We start from the raw sequence: 24,048 nt of genomic DNA, 5'->3' as shown, positions 1-24,048 counted from the left end.
GGCTCTGACGCAAGCCACCGGAGCGGTCGTTGAATTACTGGAAGGAGACGAACTGGTTTATCGCGCCGGAAGCGGTGCCGCTGCGGATCTCATTGGCCTGCGGATTCAGCGAACCACAAGCCTGTCGGGGCGTTGCATTGCAGCAAAAGAAATTTTGCAAAGTGACGATACTGAAACGGATCCCCGAGTGGATCGAGATGCCTGCCGTCGCGTTGGCGCGCGCTCCATGGTTGTGGTGCCGCTTCTCTCCGCGGGTAACAGTCTTGGCGTGCTGAAGGTGTTTTCCCAAGTGCCCGCTGCCTTTTCAGAGCAGGATGCCCAAACCCTGCAACTGATGGCGGGTTTTCTCACCGCATCCATTCAACTAGCCTCTGAGTTCGCATCTAAAAATGCGCTAGTCCACGCGTTGCAGGAGAGTGAAGAGCGTTATCGCTCGGTTGTTAGTACTATGGCCGAAGGGATTGTGTTGCAGCAAGCCGACGGTCAAATCACGGCCTGTAACCACAGTGCCGAAGAGATATTAGGGCTGACGCAGGATCAGATAATGGGACGCACGTCCATTGATCCACGCTGGCAAGCCATTCACGAGGATGGGTCTCCTTTCCCCGGAGAAACCCACCCAGCGATGGTAACGCTTCGCACCGGTCACCCTCAGTGCAATGTTGTGATGGGAATTTATAAACCTAGTGGAGACCTCACCTGGATCTCCATCAATTCACAGCCCCTACTACAGCCAGGAGCATCTCAGATCTACGCTGTTGTGGCCTCGTTTGTCGACATAACAGCGCAAAAGCAAGCAGAAACGCATTTACGCCATCAGGCTGAGCGTGAGCGGATGATCTATGCGATCGCCCAACACATTCGCCAATCCCTGGATTTGGGCGACATCCTCAGTGCTACCGTTACCGATGTACGCCAGTTCCTTCAGACCGATCGCGTGATCGTCTATCGGTTCAACCCCGATTGGGGTGGCATTGTGGTTACTGAATCCGTAGCCCCAGGCTGGAATTCAATTCTCAACTTGGAAATTACAGATACCTACTTTATTGAACACCACGAGCAGGCCTATACAAAACAAGCCATTCAAGCCCGGGATGACATCTATACCGCTGGCCTGAATCCCTGCCATATTGAGATGCTAGAGCGGCTTCAGGTAAAAGCCAAACTCGTCGTACCCATCTGGCAGGGAGATTCCCTCTGGGGTTTATTGGTTGTCCATCAGTGCCAGGGGCCCCGCCACTGGACTTCCTTAGAGTGCGACCTGCTGCTACAACTGGCGACCCAGGTGGCGATCGCCATCCAACAATCCGAGCTATATGGCCAGGTACAGCATCTCAACGCCCATCTGGAATATCAAGTACAAGAACGCACGGCACAACTCCAACAGTCTCTCGATTTTGAAGCCCTTCTCAAACGCATCACGGATAGCGTGCGCGACAGCCTGAATGAACAGGAAATTTTGCAATCGGCGGTGCTGGAACTGAGCCGAGGGTTGGGAACTATCTGCTGCGATACGGGCATTTACAACGCCGACCAGACGACCTCCACTATCGCCTACGAATTCAATGGGCCCTTATCTTCGGCTCAGGGTGCAACGTTTGCGATCGCCACTGCTCCCCACGCGGAAGTCTACAAGCATCTACTGCAAGGACAAGTCTGTCAATTCTGTGACGTGGTTCCTAATCCCCTACGATCCCATGAAGCGCTTCTGTCGGTGTTGGCTTGTCCCATTGTGGATGATCAGGGAGTATTGGGTGATCTCTGGCTATTCAAACCCGCCGATGCTCTCTTTGATGTTGCCGAGGTGCGACTGGTGAAGCAGGTAGCCAATCAGTGTGCGATCGCCCTTCGGCAATCCCGCCTGTACCGGGCAGCCCAAACTCAGGTGGAGGAACTGGCCCGGCTGAATCAACTCAAAGATGATTTCCTCAGTACCGTATCCCACGAGTTGCGAACGCCCATATCCAACATGCAAATGGCGCTCCAAATGCTGGATATTTGCTTACGTCCTCTAGGGCTTTTTGAGCCTGAAACGAATGCCATCAGTAGCAATTTCCAAATTTTGCAAACAGAATGCAAGCGTGAAATGAGTCTGGTCAATGACCTGCTCGACTTGGCCCGCATTGACTCGGGTTCCGAACCACTCAGCCTCACGTCTATTCCCCTCCAGTACTGGATTCCCCATGTTGCTGAGCCCTTCACGCAGCGCACCTTCCACCAAAATCAACAGCTAGAAATTCAGATAGCTGAAGATTTACCAACCTTGACAACTGACTTTTCTTATCTGGAGCGGGCACTCACCGAGTTACTGCACAATGCCTTCAAGTACACCCCTCCCCAGGAAACAATCTCCATTTCAGTCTCTCCCTTTGCAGATGCTCATGGTGTCTCCCAGATCCATATCAAGGTCACCAATTCAGGGGTAGAAATTCCACCAGAGGAACGCGATCGCATCTTCGATAAGTTCTACCGCATCCCCAATAATGACCCCTGGAAACACGGTGGAACAGGCTTGGGGTTGGCTCTGGTCAAGAAATTGATAGAACAATTGGGAGGGACGATCTGGGTAGAAAGTGGTAATCAGCGTACTCAATTTATCCTACAGATCCCCTTAGAAGGTTAAGGTCATTTTTAGGAGGTTTCTGCCTAAGAATTTACCCAGGATATTGGGGGTAATTTCATTGTTGGAAATCTCCTTAAGTGCACTTCATGTATGCAGAAATAGCCGTTTCAGTTTCTCCTTAGTTAAGCTTAAGACGTGTTTTAAAGCTTGCTGAAAGGGTTGTGTTTTCGTGTGCAAAGCACACAAAAACACAACCCTAAGACTTACGCATTTATGTTGTGGGTGGGGTGCTTTGCACCCCACCCACAACATAAATGTACTACAGATAGCGAACTTGCGTAAGTCCTGAACCCTTTAAAGCAGGCTCTAATGAAAGCGAATGTGAGGATACCTGGGGGTATCATTTCCATGAAAATTTTGCTGCTTTATACTCTGTTTGATTTTATTATCTCGAATTAATCGTTTATAGGTTCGATAGGGGATATATTGCATAGGGTTATAACCTCCAAAGCGAAGCATTAAAACACATGCCCAGGAATATTTACCTTCTAAAATAGCGGTCACAATCTGTTCAAATTGTTCCGCACTTAAAGTTTTATCAGCATGATGATGACCATCCTTTATGTCGTTGAGGTTAGATAACTGGGGTAACATTCACACCTCCATTCAAAAGGAAAAGGACAGGAAGAAGCACAGACTTTTAAGTAACAAGTATCTGATTCAATTCGTCAAAATCGATTGGCTTCTTCAGGAAGCCATTAGCTCTTCTCCAAACCTGCTTCTCAATTTTTGGCTCGGCTGTTAAAAAGAAGAATGAAATATTTGCTGTTTGCTGGTCGCTGCGTATCCTATCCAGTATTTCAAATCCAGTCATCCCAGGCATATCAACATCACAAAAAACCATGTCTGGATGGTGCTTTTGAGCAATATCTAAGCCATCCTGGCCCGATTCGGCTGTCATTACATTAAATCCTTGAAACGACAGAAAATCAGCCAATAATAGGCGAAAGACAGAGTTTTCATCAATGATGAGGATTTTTCTCATGACCTCAGCGTTAAGAACAAATAAAAGGATGCAGCTGAACAGATTTCTGTTGTCTCTACCCACAATCCTGGATCAAACAACAATCTCTATGCGGCCATTTAAGGGGATTCTTTAAGCTCAAAATTGGCATTATTTGCCAACAGCGTCGGCAAAACCAGTAGGTTTTATTTGAGCGAACGTGAAGAAGTAATACTTCCGAACAGCAAGGACAAGTAGGCATCACAACATTGTTTTTTAAGGGTATTTACATGAAAAAAATTGAAGAAAAACACAGCACGTAGAATGTGCTTGTGTTTTTTATAAACAGGGTGAATGACGGCTTTCGTTTTCTGGAAGGCACAAACCCAGGATGACGAAGGATAATTTTCTTAAAAAAGTAGTAGGTCAATGAGTGTAGACGCAGGTAAGCCTGTTCTACGTCTAGAGTTGATTCGTGGTTAAACCATGAGCGAAAGAAAATCACTGAATGGCAGGATAGATTTCTGGTGATTGATATTTTGGATCAACCCTAAAACCTGTAACGGAGCATCATCTACCATCGCCATCGGTGTTTCCTGCGATCGCAACCAGCACCAAGTCCCATCCGCTCGCTTCATCCGGTACTCAATGGAAATGACTTCTCCGTCAGCCAATGTGAAAAGGCGTTGAAAATGGGCAGATAGAGCATCCAAATCAGATGGATGAATGAGTTGAGCCAGACCCATTGCTCCCATTGAGTGCATCTCCTGATCCGAATAGCCCAGCATGGCACCCAAAGAGCTACTGGAATACGTGTTGCACTGAGACGCCAGATCGTAAATGTAGATGCTGCTCTGGGTGGCATCAGCATCAGATTGACAATACTGTTTTAGATGCTCAAGCGTATGCAAAAGCAGCGTAGGGGAAGTATTTGGGGGGCAAACTTCAGAGATGTTAGACATGGTTACATCTGACTAAACGGCTAGGGTTCGAACAGGAGCATGATTCTGATAGCAACGTTATCCAGCCCAAGCTGACCCATCACGAATCCTGGTTTCAGGAAAGCAAAGGAAAACAGCTTACAAAAAACTTAAGCAAAGGAGGCAAATAAGTTTCTCTGCATCAGTCACCGAGAAGTTTTGATGGGTTGTCGCCATTCTTGGCCATAAGTTGTAAAAGAAGCGTGAAGAGCAGGGTACACTTTAATTTTCTTAACATGCCTCCTGTATTTGTTCAGATTAAAATATAAATGGTTAGATTTGCTACTAAATCTGAACGGTGTATGAAGCAGTTGTGATTCTACTACCGTTTAGTTTTTGAGAAGCTTAGGCATGTTTCAGCGGAAGTTAGCAGAGTTAAGCTAAGTAGAATTCTTGGGCCCAGTGTCTGTGGAAGTTTCTTCTGGCGTAGCTTTGCTGAGTAAGTCAATTATTCATCCCACGAATGATGGGCTTCTTTTAACAGGTGTTTTAGTTTAGTAAACTGCTCGAAAAAATCTTATCATTCTATCTTATTTTCTTGTTTTTTAAGCATCTCACCACTTTTGCTTCTTCTGGGGAATATGCTGGGTCTTCCTCAATAGTTCTTGAATCAAGCGAGTACTTCCAATGGGGGTCCAGCCATGAAGATTCTTGTTGTAGAGGATGACTCCTTGGTGGCAAAAACTTTAGGGGTTTTGCTTTCAACTAATAATTACTTTGTAGATCTATCTTCTAATGCTGAAAACGCTTCTCAAATGCTTTCAGCTTTTGAATATGATTTGATTGTGCTCGACGTCCTATTACCCGACATCAATGGTATTGAGTTATGTCAGCGACTTCGGTCTCAAGGTTACTCCATGCCAATTCTGCTGCTGACTGGGCAGAATGATACACAGCAGAAAGCGATCGCCCTCAACAACGGTGCAGATGACTACGTGGTTAAGCCCTTTGATCCCGAAGAGTTGATTGCCCGTGTTCAGGCCCTACTACGACGGGGATCTGTTGTCACCCAAACAACCTTTACCTGGGCCAGTCTTCAACTTGATCCCGTTGGGCATACAGCCATCTATGGCACTCAGCCTCTTGCCCTTACCCCGAAAGAATTTGCCATTCTAGAGCTATTTTTGCGGAATAGCCAACGCATCTTGAGCTCCAAAATTATTCTGGAACATGCTTGGACAGCTGCTGAAAATCCAGGAGAAGAAACCGTCCGCGTTCATATCAAAGAGTTACGTCGAAAATTAAGCACAGCAGGGGCTCCCGGAGATTTTATTGAAACCCTTTACCGGGTTGGATATCGGCTCAAACCATTAGAGTCGGTGTCAACGCCGCCCACTCCAACAACGTTGTCTCCATCGCCCCCAAAGACGCGTCAGCTACAACAGGATGCAGAGCCAACACGCACTGAACAGGCGACCCTGGTCATCACCCCATCCCCTGACACAGCAGCCCAAATTAAAGCATTACTAGAGCCTCACAATTTCCAGGTGGCGATGGTTACCGATTTAACCCATATTTGGACAACAGCAACCACGTATGATCCCCGTCTCTTCATTCTGGATAGCACGGTTGATGGCAAGCTCAAGGCCAACCTTGAGCTTTGTCAGCAAATTCGCCGGACACCACCCTGGCAAAACTTGCCCATCCTCATGCTGCTCCACGGCTCCAACGCCACTGTCATCGAGCAAGTATTTGCAGCCGGAGCCAGCGATTTTGTCAATTATCCTATCGTAGGGCCTGAACTCCTGGCTCGCACCCGCGTCTGGTTCAAAACGAGCCGATAACCCGATTCTCATATGCCTCGGTTGAATGTTTATCAGTGTGGCAAAGGCTTATAAATCCAACTGCTGAATCGATTTGAGTAATTCCTGAGTGTCATAGGGCTTCGATAAGAATACTTGTGCCCCTGCAGCGACAGCACTGTTTTTGTTGGCCGGTAAACCGCTTGACGCAATGATTTGAACCTGAGGATTGATCTGGCGCAAGGTACAAATAACGGTTAGCCCATCCATGTTAGGCATCATCAGATCAAGGAGAACAAGGTTAATATCGTGTTGATGCTCCCTGTAGAGGGCGATCGCTTCCGCCCCATCGGTAGCGGTCAAAGTACGGTAGCCACAGTCTTCCAGCACCGTTTTAACAACCTGCTGAACAGCCAGCTCATCGTCTACAAGCAGAATCATCTCCCCCTGCCCCTGGGGTAGAGCTTCTTCTACGTCCGCTTCCGGGGCTGTTGTTCCTTCAAGTGCGGGTAGGTAAATCTGAAACTCTGTTCCCTGACCGGGTTCACTACGAACCCGAATAAATCCACCGTGGTTTCTAACAATTCCTAACACGGTTGATAAGCCCAGACCCGTTCCTTTTCCTACCTCCTTGGTTGTAAAAAATGGGTCAAAAATACGCTCTATTAAATGTTTAGGAATGCCAGTTCCGGTATCGGTAATAGTAGTTACGACGTAGCTGCCCGGCTGCGCATCCAGGTTCATTTGAGCGTATCCCGAGTCAATGCAGCAGTTTTCAACTTCAAGGGTTAGGGTTCCGCCTTGGGGCATAGCGTCACTGGCATTAACACACAGATTAATAAAAACCTGATGGAGTTGAGTGGGATCTGCATGAACTGCATTGAGAAGCTGAACAGGTTGTTTCCACTGGATTCGAATGGATTTCGGCAACGTTTGCTGGATGATTTGCACAATTTCTTGCAGCACGTTCTCGACCTGAAGTGAAAGGCGCTTACCTTCCGTTCCCCGGCTGAAAGATAGAACCTGCTTAACCAGAGCCGCTCCACGATTCGCACTGTTAGACAGAATTTGCAACAGCTCAGGAAATTGCCCATCCAGATAGCGCTTTTGCGTTCCTAATAGGTGGGCGATCGCCAAAATTGGCGTAAATACATTATTCAAATCATGGGCAATGCCACTGGCTAACGTTCCTAAACTTTCCAGCCGTTGAGCCCGATAAAACTGAGCTTCCAATTGCTTCATCTCAGTGATGTCTGTCGAGATGCCACAAATTGCATAGGGCTTTCCGGAACTATCCCGTAGGGGAAACTTGACCGTGTAGAAGCTATGGAGGATGCCGTCCTCTAAAGGAATCCCTTCTTCTACCTGTAAGAGTTCATTGCCCTCCAGCAGCTGTTGATTTTGGGCGGCAAACCGATCTGCTATTTCCTGAGGCCAAAAATCATAAATACTCTTTCCCTGCAATTTCTCCGCCGTGCTTCCCACACATTCGGCGTAGCGCTGATTTACCAGAATGTGACGATTTTGAGCATCGATCATGTAAATCACCGTTGGGGAGTTATCGAGCAGCGCCCGGAAACGCTCCTCGCTCTCCTGAAGGGCTGCTTGCACCCGTTGTCGTGTGACCAGTTCCTGCCGGGTCTGCTGATAGAGTTCAGATTGTTGAATAGCGATCCCTACCTGAGCCGCTAGATGCTGAAATAGGTGAATTTCATCTGCTTGCCAATGCCGTGGGCCAGAACATTGATGGGCAATCAGTAAGCCCCACAGGTATTCGCCTTGCAGAATAGGGACAACCATACTGGCCCGAGCTTCAAAGGTTTCTAGCAGTTCTACATAGCAGGGGTTTATTACCCCCTCATAAACATCTGAAATGGTAGAAACACGCCCCTGGCGATATGCTTCGGTGTAGCGCTCATAAAAACAGGAGTCGAAAATGGCCATCGAAAGAATGGATGCCCATGCCTCCCCCACCGATTCCATCACAACACGCCCCTGCCCATCGGGCTCAAAGCGAAAAATCACGACCCGATCTGTGTTCAGGAGCTGCCGAATCCGTTCCACCGTACGGCTAAACACATCATTAACATCCAGAGATTGCCGAATGTACTGTGTCACCTCAGACATTAGTTGTTCCGAGGCCAGCTGCTTCTGTAGCGCGATTTCAGCCTGTTTGCGATCGCTAATATCAACGGCTGTACCAATAATGCGATAAATCTGCCCCTGTTCATTGTATTGCGGGGATAGGGTCGTCAATGTCCAGCGGGGCATTGCCTCAAACTCGTTACATTCCTCGTAGGTAACAACGGTTCCCTGCTGAAGGCAACGTTCATAATTTCGCCGCAATTTTGCGCCAATCGCGTCCCCAAATAGTTCCTCAGGAGTTTTGCCTCGCAATTGGTCATTGGTTACGTTTCCAAACTGTTCTGCCAGGGGATTGAAATCAAAATAGCGAAAATTTCCATCAGGGGTAACATCCAGCAGAAAGATAGCCTGGGCAGCATTTTGGTAGATGCTGTTGAGGAGGGATTCCCGTTGACGGCGATCGCTCACATCTTTCATGAAGCAGTAATGCCCAATGAAATGCTGCTGGTCGTCATAACAGGCCACCATATCCAACTGTTTGTAAAACAGGGAGCCGTCCTTTCGGAGGCCTCTAGCGTCAACAGTAACCTTGCCATCCTCCAACATTTTCTGGTAGGCCCTTCTCATAGCATCCAGATCACCAGGATGAACCGTGGCTTCCCAATTCATTCCAATCAGTTCATTCTGGGAATAACACAGCATTCTGGCATAAGCTTTATTCACGGAGATGTAATACCCCTGAGGGTCCAGCCGGGAGATTCCATCAACCGCATTCTCTAAAGCAACAGCGCGTTCAACAACCAGCTGTTCTAAACCATCACAGGCCGACTGAAGCTGCTGTTCTACCCGTTGGCGGTGGCGAATATCATGCAGCAGCCAGCAAAGGGCAACTTCAGAATTTTGTGGCTGTTCAAGTCGGCTAAGCGCCACCATGATTGGAAATTCAGGGGTTTCTCGCGGTTTAATTACCGTTTCCCAGCACTGGATAGGTCGCACCAGGGACAAACGGGCCCGAAAAGCTTCTTGCGCTCGAAACGATACAAAGTTGAGTAAGGGCTGACCAATCAACTCCGTTTGCGAGCTGCCCATCAAAATAGCAGCAGCAGCATCTGCTTCCAGAATCAGACCATTCTGGTCGGTTAGCAGGTGCCCATCCAAGGCCATTTCGGATGAATCGAGATACCGACGCCGTTCAAGATCCTGCATGGTCTGACACGCCGCCAATTCATCGTTCATCGCTGGACTTTCAGCTTTAGCGGAGGGATCGGATTTCATAGTCCATCTTTTTATATTAAGTGACGAGAGCAAAATTTAAAATAATACTCGTTTTCTCCTGGAAGATGAGATAGAAAGTTATTTTTCCTACATTTAGAATAGGAAAACCAAGGATGTCCAAAATCGATCAAATGTTCTTCTTAAGAATGAATTAGAGCTGATATAAAAAGCCAATGAGGGAGGCAAACTTAACTGGAGCAAGGAGGCGTAACTTGCTCAGATGTTCCAAATTTCTATTCGAGAGAATGCATAGCAACCAGGGAACGCATCCTGGAGTTGACTAAGCCGTAAGCCAGCAGAATCTGCCTATTGTAAATACAGCCCAGCCAAGTCCAGCTAGACACCAGACTTAACTCTGGTCCAGGTCAGCTAACCAACTCAATCTATTATTTTGTAACACAATAGGAAAATAGTTTAATCTTTATTGTTATAAACAAAAGATTTCTTAGCAAAAGTATAGCAAGTCTTATATTTGTACTCACCATGGCACAGTCTTCTGTCCATTAGTTTTAATTAAGCTGAGCCATTTAGTATTAAAGTACTGCTACATTTTTCCCAAACATAATATTATTTAAAGCATGGGTTCCTGACATAGCACTCGTACATTGTTTGTAGAATAACTTTGAAAGGTAGAATCGCCACAGACTTACTCACTCTTTAACAGCCATTTGCGTTTCCTACAAGTAGCTCAGCTGAATTCAACATAGGAGCAAAAAGACTGTATCACCTACGAAAGAAGCAACACAGCCTTTTTGCCCTTATGTTGAATCATGACTACCTAGTACGCTGAGGCAGAAATCCATCACCTATGTTTTGTGTGGGGGGCTTCGCACCCCACACAAAACATAGGTTGCGAACTTAGGCCGCAGCCTACTAGTTAGCAGTTTGAATGGCCCTTGAAAAGCGCCTAATTCACCCTTCAAAAGCTATATATGAAAATTAGAACAAGCTGACTGAATACTCAAGAATATTCTATCCGAAGTGTTATTATGAAAGTCCTTTTGGGATTACTACTCTGTTAAGCTTTGAGGGAAGTTTATTAGATTGGTTGAGTTTCAATCACACTCAATTTTACACGGGGGCAAACAGGACGCATCCCCATTTTGCATCAAAACTTAGAACCCTCTTTTTTCATGGCTGTACAACGAAAAAAGAGGGTTCTGGGTTTTGGTCCTGAAGTGGTGGAAGAGGCGAGCATAGCCCCATGAAACTGTCTGAAACTATTAAGCTTCTACTTGAAGAATATACCGATCGCTCACTCAGTATCTCAACCCTGCTAGAACGCACTGGCGAGAAGGGATTTGGCGTTATTAGTATCATCCTTACGCTACCCTTGCTCCTTCCGGTACCCATTCCTTTACCCGGCATATCCGCGCTATTTGCAGCTGGTCCTACACTTATGGGATTCCAAATCGCCATAGGCTGGCATCAGCCTCGCCTACCTTCTCCAATCGCCCGATTAGAACTCACCCCCAAGCTATCGCGAGAACTTCTTAAAAACCTGACGCGCATTCTTTACCCAATTGAGCGTCTGTCTCGCTCTCGCCTGCTATTTGTTCGAGAGAATTGGATGTTGTATCGATTAGGAGGATTGTGTTTGTTCTGGAATGGGTTGCTAATGTCATTACCACTCCCCATTCCCTTTACAAACATGTTTCCCGCCTATACCATCCTCGTGCTGTCGATAGGCGTTCTGGAAGCTGATGGGTTTCTGATGCTGGTAGGATTTGGTATGACCATCGTAACGACTCTTTTCTTTTCCAGTATTAGTGGTGCGGCTCTAGCATTTTTCTTACACTTGGGCGATCGCCTCCAGTCTTTATAACAGTGAGCTTTTCCCTTGCTAACACGGTACTTGAAAAAGCCTATTTTGGCGTGCGCTTCGCGCACGCCAAAATAGGCACTCCAGCTTATCCTGAACTGGGGCTAAAATATTTCTGATAATATGACTCAACAATATATCCGACTTAAATTAAGTTGCGGACAACAATGGGAGAAATTCTGAATCATTGTTGAAAGGTGGAACCAATCCCAGCCTACTTATACTTTTCAACAACCATAGGGACCGACTGAGTAATCGGTGGAGGTGATGCATCTGCCCTCTGGGCTCGAAACATTCCAAATCGACACAGTCCCGTACCGAAAGCTAACCGCATCAGTAATAGGGTTGGCACTTCTCGTAACGACTTAATCAAACCTGTCGGCCCAAAACGAATCAGGCCACTGGGACGAGCAATCCCCTGCCAGATAGAGTCCAACCAAGATGGCAGAGTTTCCTGCGTCCAATCGGCGGTGGTCACAACTCCTTGAACCAGACCTGTGGCTTCCAACACTTCGGCAAACCCTTCGATACTGGAGAATGCAGGGTGCGCCCACTGGTCCAGTAACTGCCGCATCACCGGACGTTCCCAAGCATTTAAGGGGCTTTGGCGATCGTCCCGTTGATTCCAATCGGCTAAAACCAAGATACCTCCGGGTTTTAGTACCCGCATCAACTCTCGTGCAAAGATTGCTTTATCAGGCATGTGCGGCCCTGCTTCTACAGACCAGACCACATCAAAACTGGCATCTGGGAACGAGAGCGCCATGGCATCATCTACAAAAAACTGGGCGTCTACCCCTTTAGGCGTCAGCTCTCGCGCCCGCTGCACTTGCTGAGGACTAATGGTAATTCCCGTTACCGAAAACCCATAATCTCGAGCCAAGATGCGACTACTGCCACCAATACCACAGCCCACATCTAAGACTGTTGTGTGCGGCGGCAACTGGTCCAAACCGCCCCAGCGCACCATTTCATGAACAAAGTCGGCTTTCGCCACTAAAAAGTTTTTCCGTCGGGGTGGCGAGCCATAATGGCCTAGATGAATATGTTCGCCCCAGTAGAATTCCAGGATTCCGTCCTCAGTCCACTGGTCATAGGAATTGGCGACAGAATCAGAGGTCTGATAGCGGCGGGCCGTGAGCAAATAGAGACCAATGCCTACAGCTAACAGAGTGAGGAGAACCCCTAGAACGAACAGTAAACTCATGGAGGTGATACGAGATCCAACAAATCAGCTAGCATACCAAATTGGCAAAGGTTGCCGTATCCAGCGATGCCTAATCCTATATCCTAGAGATTATCACGGTTAAGAGCCGCTAGGAGTACAGCGATCTCTTTTCAGCAACTCTTGTCTATTTCTTTTATAGCCAATAATTCAGGGTAGTAGCTTGGAGAGTATCAAACGTTTCAGAAAACCCCTGCAAAGTGTTGTTCTAAGGCATATTCAGGGAGGAAATAGGTTATAAAGATGCAAAAAACGCTGTACTTCCTGCGCATCTTGCTTTTTCAAGCGGATTTTGAAGATTTGATGGGATATTGCGCGTATTGCTTGAATACAGTATTAAGACTTCAAGAAAACATACCGGAAGGTACGTAAACAGTTTGAGCTGTAGTGTATTCAGACCCTGTGAAGTTTGCTATACGAGATACAATGTACTACCCTGAATGGAGGATGATTTCATTAATATAGTCAGTGATGTTCCCTTGTTCCTTAGTCCCTACTTCCTTCATAGGTAGCAAAGCGAAGGGGATGGCAGTTGCCGCCACAATCGGGCATGATAGAGCCATGCGTTGCTCTGTTTAGAACATAATTTTATCTGTGATTGATTCATGAGTAGCACTTCGACTTCCTCTCAAGAGATAGTCTCCACCCTAAGACCCACTAGCCCTTATCATCCCATTGCCCTTTACTGGGAAGCGCAAACCGGCATCAACCAGGAAGGTCAGGGTACTCCCGCCACTCGAAAGCAGTTACAGGAAGCGATCGCCCAAATCGTCCGACATCAACTATCGAACGACGGTATCCTCTCAGTTTTAACTCCGGGGGCTGTGGTTAAGCTGGCCGACGGCTTGTATTGGTTGAACCAGGATTGGCAGGTTCTTTGCCTTTAAAGTCCATTTTGGTGGACCGGAAAATGAAGAAACCAATCGTGCGCGGTGCTTTACACCTGTGCGCGATTCGTTGTTTAGTTCTTACACTTTTATAAAATTAAAGTTCAGAGCATTCCTATTGCTGTCCCGAAGTGGCGGCAATAGCAATGTTCTATCTCTGTTGCATTTTTTAATATTTCTCACAAGAAACTTACAGTTTCTTTTGTCTAGGAGTGATTGGAGAGCGATCGCCCTCCAATCACTCCTAAGAAACACACCTCTTTCTCTCATATTTCACTGAGTGAAACTATGGAATCGTTTCACCCAGCAATGTCTTGCGAAATACAAAAACTTAGTGTTTTTGAGATACCGTACACAACAATCAAGCCGTTGATAGCTCTGCCTGTAAAGATAAACCACTGACCTACAGCAAGGAGTCTAAAGATAATCTGCAAGTTCGGCCAGGAGGACAACTCAGTTCTTTAGCCGGACCTCAATCTTGGATCGTTGTATGCCTTCACGGTAGCCCTCTATAGGTTGTTTGTCTTACTACAACACGTCTCGGCGATGACCAATGTTTATTCTGAAGCACATTTCTTAACAACTTTAGAATAAACGCCGACCTTTTTGTCTTCAAAGAATCTAGTACGCTGAGGCGGAAATCCATCACCTATGTTTTTGTGTAGGGTGCTTCGCACCCTACACAAAAACATAGGTTGCGAACTTAGGCCGCAGCCTACTAGGTAGATGTTTGGGGATTAGGACCTACTGTAAAACTGGGTAAAGACTCTTTAACGCCCCAAACGGGATCAACACCCAAACGACCCAATAGCTATCTCTTGAGATTCTGAGAACACGGGATTAAGTGAGTAAGACGGTCTTCTCAAAATGACATTATAGATGAGGCCGATATTCCTAAAATCTATTTCCAACAGTGTTTCTTCACGCAGCTTGAAATAATTTTTGAAAGGTGAGGGTAAATCATTCCACTTTTTAGAAACTATTTAAATTTCCACGCAAAATACAAGTGTTGAGAATAGCTATAGTAGGGTAATGAGATACCATTAGGTACAGAAAATGGAAATAAAAACGTCACCTGAAAACATTAATTTGGATGCTTATTTCCAACGCATTCATTATAGTGGCGATCGCACTCCTACCCTTGAAACACTACAAGCAATACATTTGTGTCATACAAAAGCGATCGCTTTTGAGAACCTCAGTCCGCTACTCAAACAGCCAGTACGCCTCGACTTAACCTCCTTGCAGTCAAAGTTAATTGACCAAGGTCGTGGAGGCTACTGTTTTGAACATAACTTACTGCTGCGATCGGTTCTGTTGACGCTGGGTTTTCAAGTAACCTGCTTGGCAGCACGCGTATTATGAAATCTTCCAGAAGAAATCATTAATCCGTTGACACACATGCTGCTGCGTGTTGACATTGGTTCTCAGCCCTACATCGTGGATGTAGGATTTGGCGGGTTAACCCTGACTGCTCCGTTAGCACTTATTCCAGATCTGGAGCAGAATACTCCTCATGAACCGTTTCGTTTATTTAAATCCGAGAGCACTTACATCTTGCAGGCTAAGTTACAAAGCGAGTGGAATTCTCTATACCGCTTTAATCTTCAAGAACATTACTTACCTGATTATGAGGTCAGTAATTGGTATGTATCAACTCATCCCAATTCGTTATTTGTTAACTCCCTTATCCTTGCAAGACCTGACACTCAGTGCCGTTACGCATTACATAATAATAAATTCACGATACGTTATTTAGACGGTAAAACAGAGCATCATACTTTAAGTACAACTGTAGAGTTACACAACATTCTTGAGAAAGAATTCTTGCTAACCTTGCCTGCAACGACTGATGTTACCTCTGTTCTCGATCGCTTTGTTTAGAGCATGTTTTAAAGCTGGCTGAAAGGGTTGTTTTTTCGTGCGCATCTCGCACGAAAAAACAACCCTTAAACAGACTCTAACCTTCTCTAAGAATGGCAGTTATTTGCCAACCTGGCCATTCTCCTGGCTTTGCGCCATTAAATAGACAATCACCTCGTCAAGAGACTGAAAAATTCCATCAGGGCAGCTAGCGTCTTTCTGCTTAAGAACATAGCCCTCCAAAGAATGGGTTTCGGAGGTGTAAAGCTGGTAGCCAGAATTAGCGGCAATCTTTTTGATCGTCTCGAAAACAGTCATGCAGCGATCTGAAGTGTAGGGATTACCTCCATCAAAGCCTGCGACTTGGTGTACTTATATCTTCTTTTAGATACATTTCTTAATACTCCTGTTTAGGTAGACAACTGGGATACAGTCATTTTTACAATTAGTAGTCTCCCCTAAAACCGCTAAAAACCAGTATTTTCAGGTTTTCTTCTAGCAGCAATAGGTTCCGCATCATCATGAAAGGAAATCTCTGCATAGAATTTACCCGTGATGTGAGTGCTTTGCCCGCTTCGCGGGCAAAGCACTCACATCACGGAGGTAATTTTATTACTGGAAATCTCCAAAGCAAAGGAATAACTGGAGCGCTTTAAGCGTATCAGTGGTTTTAGAGGTTTCCATGTTCTTCTCAATACCGCTGATGCACTTGAAACGTGGCCAGGAATTAAAGAAAACTCACAGAAACCCATTAAGACAGACAAAAAGCTCTGATAAAAAGAAAAATTAATTAATCTTTAAGTACATTTTCTTAATGTTTGCTTAACTGAGGCTGACTCTGCCGTATATTCTTTTGTATCAACAATCACAACAAAATCTGCATCTCCAACTCTTTAAAATCCATTCTAAGGAACTACAGATATGGTCCCTGGTGCTTGGTTAGTTTCGAATGACGGCACTCGTTACCGGGTGCTTGAGATTGTTCAGGGAACAATCTCGCTCTGTCCTGTTGGCCGCTCCACCATTGTTGCCTATCGCTTGAGCGATCTTGCTGCACGATTCGACCTGGAACATTTGCCCTAAACAGTAAGCGCGTCTGATTTTAGATAACGGTGTGTTCAATTAGTTTGGAATCCTGTTGATGAAAGTCTTAATTATTGAAGAAGGTTTTAATGACTCCCCAAATGTTGGAGCCATTCTGGAAAAAAACTATAGCGTTTTAACCGTTTCCACTGTCGAGAGCAGCCTGGAAATTATTCAAAGAGAACGGCCAGACATGGTTTTTTGGGGGCCTAATCTATCAGGTAGTAGTACAGATCGAGTACTTGCAACCCTCTCTGCAACATTGGCAGAACTGAATTAATCTGGCCTCGGGTTCTTATTCCGCATTGCAACAAGACTCATGGCACTTCAAACAGAACCACCCTTTAACGTCGCAAAGGGTGGTTCTGTTTTTGCAGTTAGTAATGCACGGCTTAAGTTTGCCTGTGTTGAAATCAGGAATTTCAGAAAATCTTTCTCGAGGGCTAATAAAAGAGAGAGTGGAAGCAGAACCCCACTCTCTCTTTTGGTTTCGTCTCGGAACTAATAGCTACGAAGTTACCGCCGCACTTTTCCAGCAAATCCAGAGGCTTTAAACTGCTCCAGTTTTAGGGGAGTAGCCTGGTTTTCTGACACTGAAATCCGCAGTTCAAACTCTCCAATCCCTGGTTGTACTTCCTCAATGGAACCAAGACGCGTACGGTTTTGCATAACTGGGTTATCATTCGCATCGAGAATGCGACCAAAAATATCAGCATTGAGTACTGGACGCCCCGAAGTATTTTCGGTTTTGCCATACACAATGAAGCAGTTAGCAGCCAGGGCTGCACCACCTGGAGTAACCGCTCCTTCTGCTAGCTCTGGCGGGCACTCACGATAGTTCAGATCAAACAGGCGGATCTGAGTTAGCGCCTGGGCAGTACCAGCGGGCAGCCAGAGAACCAGCGTTAAGAGTGCGATCGCCCCCCACGCTGCTAACCGCTTCAGGCCAAAAGAAAGTTTAATTTGCATAGCAACTATAGAAATGAAACAACGGAGGAATGCATCGCTCAGCCTCGATGATTGGTTGCTGGAGCATTTCCTAAATTCTCGCGTCAAACGGCCTGTCCGTACAGGCACTTCACTTCGCATTTTATACTTATTGCTAGTGTCGCGTTAGTTAGGACATCAGAGGCAGTGCTGCCACTCGTTCCTATGTCCTAACGGGCGCGAAGGTTATACGTATTCAGCTATTCCAGTAGCGAACCCTTGAGAAGGGCGCGTTCTTAGGTCAAAATGTCTTCATAACCCTGTTTCGGTAGGTGATCGCGATGTTAGACGCCGACTGGGATGACATTCTTAATGCTGCTTTCGCAGAATGCGAGGCGCTGGGGCAACCGCTGAACGCCCAGCAACAAATGATTTTGCGTCAGGCGATTGCCCGTATTACTCAGCAAAGCAGCACTTTAGCCCCAAACCCCTTAGAGGAATTGACCCCCGAGGAACGCCAGACCCTACTGGACTTCATCCAGGAACAAGACCAGCTTAATCGTCCCTGGAAAGCACAGTTATTGAATGATTGGTTGGCCGGACATGATTCTGGAAGGGTGCAATTTTTGCGAGATGCTTACGGTTTAGCCTGGTTGGAACGAGTACAACCAGAACATGTGCTAGCCTATCGCCAACCCCAACGATTACGGGTGGGCGATCGCATTGAAGTCGCTAATAATCTCTGGGAATGGGTGCAGGAAGATGGCCCCTGCATACGGGAATGGGTTCCCTGCACCGTTATCCACGTCGAAGAATTTCCCTCCGAAGAACGCCCGATTAATCGGTGTACTGTGCGATTTGATAATGGGATGGAGTACGAAATTCAAGGCATTTACGACTGGAATCGTTATAACTGGCGCTGGTGTGCTGACATGACTGGCTAGTCGACCTAACCAGAGCGTCAAGGACGGTTTCTTACCCCTGTTTCAACCGTAAAAAGGCTTTATGATCAGAATCATGAAGTTTCATTGAGCTGCGTTCCGTGACCATTTCTGCAATTCCCACCTCTCAAATCGAGTTCTCCACCTGGAATTGGCAAGGCCACCGTATCCGCTACACCGTTCGGGGACAGGGCACTCCTATCGTCCTTATCCATGGCTTTGGTGCCTCTATTGGCCATTGGCGGAAGAATATCCCCGTTCTAGCGGAAGTAGGCTACCGGGTATTTGCTATAGATCTACTAGGCTTTGGTGGCTCCGATAAACCCGCTCTTGACTACTCTTTGGAACTCTGGGAAAACCTCCTGGCAGACTTTTCAAGGGAATTAATCCAGGCTCCTGCCGTTTGGGCGGGCAACTCTATCGGTGCCCTCTTAGCTCTCATGATGCTGGCTCACCATCCTGACTTGAGCCGGGGCGGAGTACTCCTTAATGCTGCCGGGGGTCTAAATCACCGGCCTGAAGAACTGAACCCGCCTCTCCGAATGGTCATGGGCACGTTTAGCCGAGTCGTTAGCTCCCCTGGTTTTGGCCCATTGATGTTTAATCTAGTGCGGCAGAAATCACGCATTCGCAGCACTTTGCAGCAAGTGTATTGCGATCGCACCGCCGTTACCGATGAACTCGTAGATATCATCTACGAACCATCTTGCGACCCGGGTGCCCAGCAGGTATTCGCCTCCATCCTCACCGCTCCTCCCGGCCCTCATCCTTCAGAATTGCTGCCCAAAATCACTCAACCGCTTCTAATTCTCTGGGGCGCCGCTGACCCCTGGACGCCTATCTCAGGCTCCAAACTCTACCAGATGCTGGCAGAGCAAGAACCTGAACGAATTCAGTTCGCATCTATTCCCAATACTGGCCACTGTCCTCACGATGAGCGTCCCGAACAGGTGAATGCCTATATCTCGGACTGGTTGAAGGGACTCGAATAGTTGCACCCGAGCGATCGCCTCATCAACTACCTCACTATCGAAAACTCATCCCCTGATTCTTCGCTCCCTTGCCTTTATGCCTCTGCCTACCGTCATCCTCCCCGGATACCTTGCCAGTGCCCTACCCTACCGTGAAATGGAAACGGCCCTTGAGGACTGTGGAATTTCTGTCGCCACAGTACCCCTGCGACGGCGTGACTGGTTACCAACTCTGGGAGGACGTTCAGTACGTCCTATTTTGGAACAGTTAGATACAACCGTCCGCCAAATACAAGAACGGACCGGGAGCGATCGCATTAATCTCGTTGGCCACTCGGCAGGGGGATGGATTGCGCGGATTTATCTGGGAGAAGTGCCTTACCAGGTTCACGACACTGACTCTGCTTACACTTGCCTTTGGAAAGCGCACCCAAACGTTGCCACTCTTGTCACTCTGGGCACCCCCCATGTAAGCCAGGAGCGTTGGACGCGTCGTAATCTCGATTTCGTCAAAAATAATTACCCTGGCGCATTTTATTCCACGGTGCGCTATGTCTGCGTGGCAGGCAAATCAATTGAGGGCGATCGCTTTCGCAACTGGTTTAGCTATAGCAGCTATGAACAAACTATAGGTCAAGGCAATGCCTGGGGAGATGGCATTACCCCTATCGAAGCTGCTTTGCTCGACGGAGCTGAGAACCATGTTTTAGATAACGTGGTGCATTCTCCTCGACCTGGCAAACTTTGGTATGGTTCCCCTGAAATTGCTCGAGCGTGGGCACAGTTCTTGTAGCGACCATGATATTTCAACAAAGAGAGGGAGAGGATTCGTCTTCTCTTTGTTGCCTATTAGATAAACTCAAGTGCCCATTTTTGCGTGCGCTTCGCACATACGAAAATGGGTGTTTTTGAGGGTCGGGCATTGTGCGGTACTCGAAAGCATCCTTAAGCAGAGCTAGGGTTAGATAAAGGATGTGAGGAGTAAAATCTACCACACATCCTTTATGCAAGATTCTTTTTGCCTATGAGCGGCCCGGAGTGGCTAGATTTCGGAAGCGAGTAAACATCGGCTCAAACAGAACCTTGACAGTACCTACCGGACCGTTCCGGTGTTTGGTTAGAATAATTTCCGCAATCCCACGATCCGGAGTATCAGGATTATAGTACTCGTCCCGATACAACATGATGATCAGGTCGGCATCCTGTTCAATGGAGCCCGATTCCCTGAGGTCCGACATCATGGGACGCTTATTGGTTCGGGACTCAACTCCTCGGCTGAGCTGAGAGAGTGCCATGACGGGCACATTGAGTTCGCGAGCCAGAGCTTTGAGCGATCGCGTCACCTTTGACAACTCTTGCACCCGGTTATCACCGCCGCTGCCTTCCATCAACTGCAAATAGTCGATCAGCACTAACCCTAAGGCTCCTCCCTGTTCCGCCTGAAGCCGTCGCACTTTCGAGCGCATCTCCGTCACGGAAATATTGGGTGTGTCATCAATAAAGATCGGCATTTGCGACAGGGAACTGATGGCGTGGCCCAGCGGTTCCCACTCATTCTGACTCACTCGGCCCGACCGCAGCCGCCCACTCTCAATCTGCGCTTCACTGGAGAGCAGACGATAAACCAACTGCTCCTTCGACATCTCCAAGCTAAAGATTGCCACCGGCAATTTATGAAATGCTGAAATATTGCGAGCAATATTCAAACAAAAGCTAGTTTTCCCCATCGCTGGGCGAGCCGCGGTGATAATCAGGTCAGAGCGCTGGAATCCCTGCGTCATGGCATCTAGATCATAGAAGCCACAGGAAATCCCTGGCATGACCATGCCCGCAAAGCGTTCCTCGATATCTGAAAACGTGGCAGTCAGGATATCGGCGGTAGGAATCAGACTTTGATTGGGTCGCGATTGGGTGATACTAAATACCTTCTGCTCCGCCTGGTCCAAAACGGATTCTAAAGGGGATGCGGTTTCGTAGGCCAGATAACTGATCTCAGTCCCCACCTGAATCATCTTTCGCCGCAGGTATTTGTCGGTGACCAGTTGAGCGTATTGATCAATGTTGACAGCACTGACCGTCCGATCCACCAACTGAGCAATACGGCTCTGCCCGCCCACCTTATCGAGAACACCTCGATCGTGCAGGGCAGTTGAAACCGTCATCAGATCTGTGGGTTTTCCCTGACTATAGAGCGACAGAGCCGTCCGATAAATTTCCTGGTGGGCACTGATGTAGAAAGCATCAGGACGCAGCAATTCTGCTACCCGGCCAATGGCCTCTGGATCGAGCAAAATCCCGCCCAATATCGCCTCTTCGGCATCAATATTCTGGGGCGGCAGGCGATCGCTATAGGCCTGAAAGTTCAATTCTTGAACCATAACCAGTCCACCGGATAGAGAACCAGAAGGGGTGCATTTCAGATTAGCATCTCTTACCCATCTGTAGTAGAGAGAAACGGATCTTTTTCAGAAAATAACACTAGATACAGAGCCTTACTCAACCTGAATAAGTAACAGACAGGTGGCTCAACTCTAGAGCCAGTTCGGCTTTGCTCACCTACTGAAGATTATTCATCACCCTCAGTGCCTATAAAAAGACCCTGCAACTATTGTTGCAGAGTACAAGTGAACTAGTCCACTATTTCGAAGAATCTTTATGCTTCGGCTTCGCCAACTACCGAGAGGTTGAGGGTTACAACCACTTCAGGATGCAGTTTCACTTGCACCTTGTAGCTGCCAACTTTGCGAACTTCGGGCACTTCGATTTCGCGACGATCCAGCTCCAGCCCAGTCTTCTCTTTAACAACTTCGGCTACTTCCCGATCCGTCACCGAGCCGAAAATGGCATCGCCTTCCCCAGCCTGTTTGGCGATGGTCAAAACGCCCAGCTTCTCCAGCGTAGCCTTTTGAACTTCGGCCTCTTTCTTCAACTCCAACAAGCGCTGACGCTCTTGCTCACGCCGCCGCTCTACCTGCTTCAGGACTCCGGGGGTTACATTCACCGCCAGCCCCTGAGGCAATAAATAATTCCGTGCATAGCCGGGGGCGACTTCCACCAGGTCGCCGACCTTGCCCAACTTGCTGACATCTTTGTTAAGTACTAACTGAACCCGCTTAGCCATGAACTTTCTCAGATAGACCAGTTTCGGATTATATCGAAGAAGATAGGGCGATCGCAAGCTTTATTTGAGAATTACAGCAATTCTCATTTTGGAATCAAGCCCGAGACCGCGAGAATTAAGCAGGTAGTGGGAAAAATTAGTTTTCTCCACTATCTGCACTACCACTGATCCTTCTTCCCCCGTAATCGGGCAAACGTCTGGATAGGGTCGTGGCTTTGCATGGCTGTTTGTAGCACCGGTTCATCCCAACGCAGAAATGGATTGGTAAATTTTTCAACGCCCAAGTTGGAAGGCACCGTAGGTTGAGCTTGCTGGCGGAGGACCTCCACCTCAGCCAGGCGTTGCTCTAAGACAGGGTTATGGCGATCCACAGAATGGGCAAACTGCAAGTTTTTTAGGGTGTACTCATGAGCACACCAGACCCGTGTACTGTCAGGTAGCGATCGCAGTTTGCGTAGGGACTCCACCATTTGCCCAGGCGTTCCCTCAAATAGCCGGCCACATCCTCCCGCAAACAGGGTATCGCCACAGAAAAGCTCCCCTGTTTCCCCTGGATCTTCTGGTCGAAAATAATAGGCAATGTGGGCACAGGTATGCCCTGGAACAAAGTAAACGGTTGCTTCGCGATCGCTAAACATGACGCGATCGCCCTCCTGTAAAAACACCTGCTGGCGTGGAATACGGCCCCGATCCTCAGCGCCTCCATAGACAACAGCATCAGGAAATTGCTGCAATAGCTGAGTATTTCCACCAACGTGATCACCGTGGTGATGAGTATTAAAAATAGCGACCAGGGTTGCTCTTAACTGCTCCAGTTCCTTCAAAACGGGAGCCGCTTCCGCTGGATCAACCACCGCTGCCTGCTGACGCTCTGGATCATGCAAAAGAAAAATATAATTATCCGACAGGGCCGGAATGCGATAAATCTCCACCCGCAATTCCTCGGAAATAGTTCATTGAAACTTCAACCAAGTCTTACCCATCCTTTGCCTGTTCAGCAAGATCTTCCGGAAGAATAGAACATAGGAAGCATCAACACGTTCCCATCTGGCTCTTCTCACAGTCAAGCGGGAATATATTGAGTGATTCAGCATCTAGGGACGCATTAGGAGCAACGTTACGCATGATTTCGTCAAACACCGAGAGACCCAACTCCAATAACTCTCTGGAAATCAACCATATTTTAGAAACAGGTCAGATCAGCCGCAAGGACCACCAGAGCCTCATGACGGCACTTCTATCCGATAGTCGACTGAATGATGGCGATCGCCGTCGCATTAATCAAGTGTTTGATGCCTTACGAACGGGAAAGATTCGACTAGTTTAATGACCAAAATAGAGGGGGCTAAGCCCCCTCTATTTTGGTCATTAAACCTGTATTCCCCTACTTGAAGCAGAATACAGGTCTTGCTCTTTGTAAAAAGCATTTAAGCAATAAGCTAATAGTGTTGTGAGACCTTGTGCTTCGCACAGGTTTTCACAGCACTCCATCGTTTGGAAAAACAAGACTCAGGAAAACCTGAATGGTTTTCCTGAGTCAAGGGTAGACGCTAACGCTTT

At 47.3% G+C, this 24,048-nt stretch carries 19 protein-coding genes and 2 pseudogenes; 11 read left to right on the top strand and 10 right to left on the bottom strand.

What is annotated here, in order from left to right; translation table 11 throughout:
- The first annotated feature begins 4 nt into the window (after window positions 1-4).
- A complete protein-coding gene (locus H6F91_RS03930; protein ID WP_277874359.1) occupies window positions 5-2,623 on the top strand; it encodes a GAF domain-containing protein in 2,619 nt (872 codons plus the stop codon).
- A gap of 384 nt (window positions 2,624-3,007) precedes the next feature.
- Here H6F91_RS03930 and H6F91_RS03925 read toward each other — a convergent pair.
- From H6F91_RS03925 to H6F91_RS03915, 3 genes and pseudogenes are all read right to left on the bottom strand, one after another.
- Window positions 3,008-3,217 (bottom strand): annotated as a pseudogene (locus tag H6F91_RS03925) (HetP family heterocyst commitment protein); the annotation flags it as partial.
- A gap of 46 nt (window positions 3,218-3,263) precedes the next feature.
- Complete coding sequence (locus H6F91_RS03920) at window positions 3,264-3,608, bottom strand: response regulator (RefSeq protein WP_190772853.1); 345 nt, start codon at window positions 3,606-3,608, stop codon at window positions 3,264-3,266.
- A gap of 437 nt (window positions 3,609-4,045) precedes the next feature.
- Window positions 4,046-4,528 carry a PAS domain-containing protein gene (locus tag H6F91_RS03915; RefSeq protein WP_190772852.1) on the bottom strand — a complete coding sequence of 161 codons (483 nt, stop codon included), beginning with the start codon at window positions 4,526-4,528 and terminating at the stop codon, window positions 4,046-4,048.
- A gap of 659 nt (window positions 4,529-5,187) precedes the next feature.
- On the opposite strand from H6F91_RS03915, the gene H6F91_RS03910 reads away from it, so the two are divergent.
- Window positions 5,188-6,330 (top strand): response regulator, encoded by a 1,143-nt coding sequence (locus H6F91_RS03910; protein WP_190772851.1) that lies wholly within the window; start codon window positions 5,188-5,190, stop codon window positions 6,328-6,330.
- Between the two features lie 48 nt (window positions 6,331-6,378).
- On the opposite strand, the gene H6F91_RS03905 is transcribed toward H6F91_RS03910, so the two are convergent.
- Window positions 6,379-9,648: a PAS domain S-box protein gene (locus tag H6F91_RS03905; RefSeq protein WP_190772850.1), complete on the bottom strand. Its 3,270-nt coding sequence runs from the start codon at window positions 9,646-9,648 to the stop codon at window positions 6,379-6,381.
- A 1,204-nt stretch (window positions 9,649-10,852) separates the two neighbouring features.
- Here H6F91_RS03905 and H6F91_RS03900 point away from each other — a divergent pair.
- A complete protein-coding gene (locus H6F91_RS03900) occupies window positions 10,853-11,473 on the top strand; it encodes an exopolysaccharide biosynthesis protein (RefSeq protein WP_190772849.1) in 621 nt (206 codons plus the stop codon).
- Window positions 11,474-11,684: 211 nt separating this feature from the next.
- On the opposite strand, the gene H6F91_RS03895 is transcribed toward H6F91_RS03900, so the two are convergent.
- A complete protein-coding gene (locus H6F91_RS03895) occupies window positions 11,685-12,677 on the bottom strand; it encodes a methyltransferase domain-containing protein (RefSeq protein WP_190772848.1) in 993 nt (330 codons plus the stop codon).
- 623 nt (window positions 12,678-13,300) lie between these two features.
- On the opposite strand from H6F91_RS03895, the gene H6F91_RS03890 reads away from it, so the two are divergent.
- Window positions 13,301-13,582, top strand: a complete 282-nt coding sequence (locus tag H6F91_RS03890) for a hypothetical protein (protein ID WP_190772847.1) — start codon at window positions 13,301-13,303, stop codon at window positions 13,580-13,582.
- A gap of 1,056 nt (window positions 13,583-14,638) precedes the next feature.
- Window positions 14,639-15,466 (top strand): annotated as a pseudogene (locus tag H6F91_RS03885) (arylamine N-acetyltransferase).
- A gap of 99 nt (window positions 15,467-15,565) precedes the next feature.
- Here H6F91_RS03885 and H6F91_RS03880 read toward each other — a convergent pair.
- Window positions 15,566-15,763: a hypothetical protein gene (locus H6F91_RS03880; RefSeq protein WP_190772846.1), complete on the bottom strand. Its 198-nt coding sequence runs from the start codon at window positions 15,761-15,763 to the stop codon at window positions 15,566-15,568.
- A 603-nt stretch (window positions 15,764-16,366) separates the two neighbouring features.
- On the opposite strand from H6F91_RS03880, the gene H6F91_RS03875 reads away from it, so the two are divergent.
- Both H6F91_RS03875 and H6F91_RS03870 read left to right on the top strand, forming a co-directional pair.
- Window positions 16,367-16,528 (top strand): hypothetical protein, encoded by a 162-nt coding sequence (locus tag H6F91_RS03875; RefSeq protein ID WP_190772845.1) that lies wholly within the window; start codon window positions 16,367-16,369, stop codon window positions 16,526-16,528.
- A gap of 58 nt (window positions 16,529-16,586) precedes the next feature.
- Window positions 16,587-16,808, top strand: a complete 222-nt coding sequence (locus H6F91_RS03870) for a hypothetical protein (RefSeq protein WP_190772844.1) — start codon at window positions 16,587-16,589, stop codon at window positions 16,806-16,808.
- 236 nt (window positions 16,809-17,044) lie between these two features.
- On the opposite strand, the gene H6F91_RS03865 is transcribed toward H6F91_RS03870, so the two are convergent.
- Complete coding sequence (locus H6F91_RS03865; RefSeq protein WP_190772843.1) at window positions 17,045-17,497, bottom strand: hypothetical protein; 453 nt, start codon at window positions 17,495-17,497, stop codon at window positions 17,045-17,047.
- Between the two features lie 299 nt (window positions 17,498-17,796).
- On the opposite strand from H6F91_RS03865, the gene H6F91_RS03860 reads away from it, so the two are divergent.
- The 3 genes from H6F91_RS03860 (at window position 17,797) to H6F91_RS03850 (ending at window position 20,160) form a co-directional block, all read left to right on the top strand.
- Window positions 17,797-18,399 (top strand): hypothetical protein, encoded by a 603-nt coding sequence (locus tag H6F91_RS03860; protein ID WP_190772842.1) that lies wholly within the window; start codon window positions 17,797-17,799, stop codon window positions 18,397-18,399.
- Window positions 18,400-18,497: 98 nt separating this feature from the next.
- Window positions 18,498-19,388, top strand: a complete 891-nt coding sequence (locus H6F91_RS03855; RefSeq protein ID WP_190772841.1) for an alpha/beta fold hydrolase — start codon at window positions 18,498-18,500, stop codon at window positions 19,386-19,388.
- Between the two features lie 76 nt (window positions 19,389-19,464).
- Window positions 19,465-20,160, top strand: a complete 696-nt coding sequence (locus H6F91_RS03850) for a lipase (protein WP_190772840.1) — start codon at window positions 19,465-19,467, stop codon at window positions 20,158-20,160.
- Between the two features lie 229 nt (window positions 20,161-20,389).
- Here H6F91_RS03850 and dnaB read toward each other — a convergent pair whose 3' ends face one another.
- The 3 genes from dnaB to gloB all read right to left on the bottom strand — a co-directional run bounded on the left by dnaB (window position 20,390) and on the right by gloB (window position 23,420).
- A complete protein-coding gene (gene dnaB / locus H6F91_RS03845; RefSeq protein WP_190772839.1) occupies window positions 20,390-21,745 on the bottom strand; it encodes a replicative DNA helicase in 1,356 nt (451 codons plus the stop codon).
- A gap of 275 nt (window positions 21,746-22,020) precedes the next feature.
- The gene (gene rplI / locus H6F91_RS03840) at window positions 22,021-22,488 is read right to left on the bottom strand and encodes a 50S ribosomal protein L9 (RefSeq protein ID WP_190772838.1); all 468 of its coding nucleotides are present in this window, start codon (window positions 22,486-22,488) and stop codon (window positions 22,021-22,023) included.
- Window positions 22,489-22,646: 158 nt separating this feature from the next.
- Window positions 22,647-23,420 (bottom strand): hydroxyacylglutathione hydrolase, encoded by a 774-nt coding sequence (gene gloB / locus H6F91_RS03835; protein WP_190772837.1) that lies wholly within the window; start codon window positions 23,418-23,420, stop codon window positions 22,647-22,649.
- Window positions 23,421-23,611: 191 nt separating this feature from the next.
- On the opposite strand from gloB, the gene H6F91_RS03830 reads away from it, so the two are divergent.
- Complete coding sequence (locus tag H6F91_RS03830) at window positions 23,612-23,815, top strand: hypothetical protein (protein ID WP_190772836.1); 204 nt, start codon at window positions 23,612-23,614, stop codon at window positions 23,813-23,815.
- The last annotated feature ends 233 nt before the right edge of the window (window positions 23,816-24,048 follow it).

The sequence above is a fragment of the Leptolyngbya sp. FACHB-8 genome, assembly GCF_014695575.1.
In the GTDB taxonomy this organism is placed as follows: domain Bacteria; phylum Cyanobacteriota; class Cyanobacteriia; order Elainellales; family Elainellaceae; genus Vacuolonema.
This window is presented reverse-complemented; position numbering and strand designations above follow the sequence as displayed.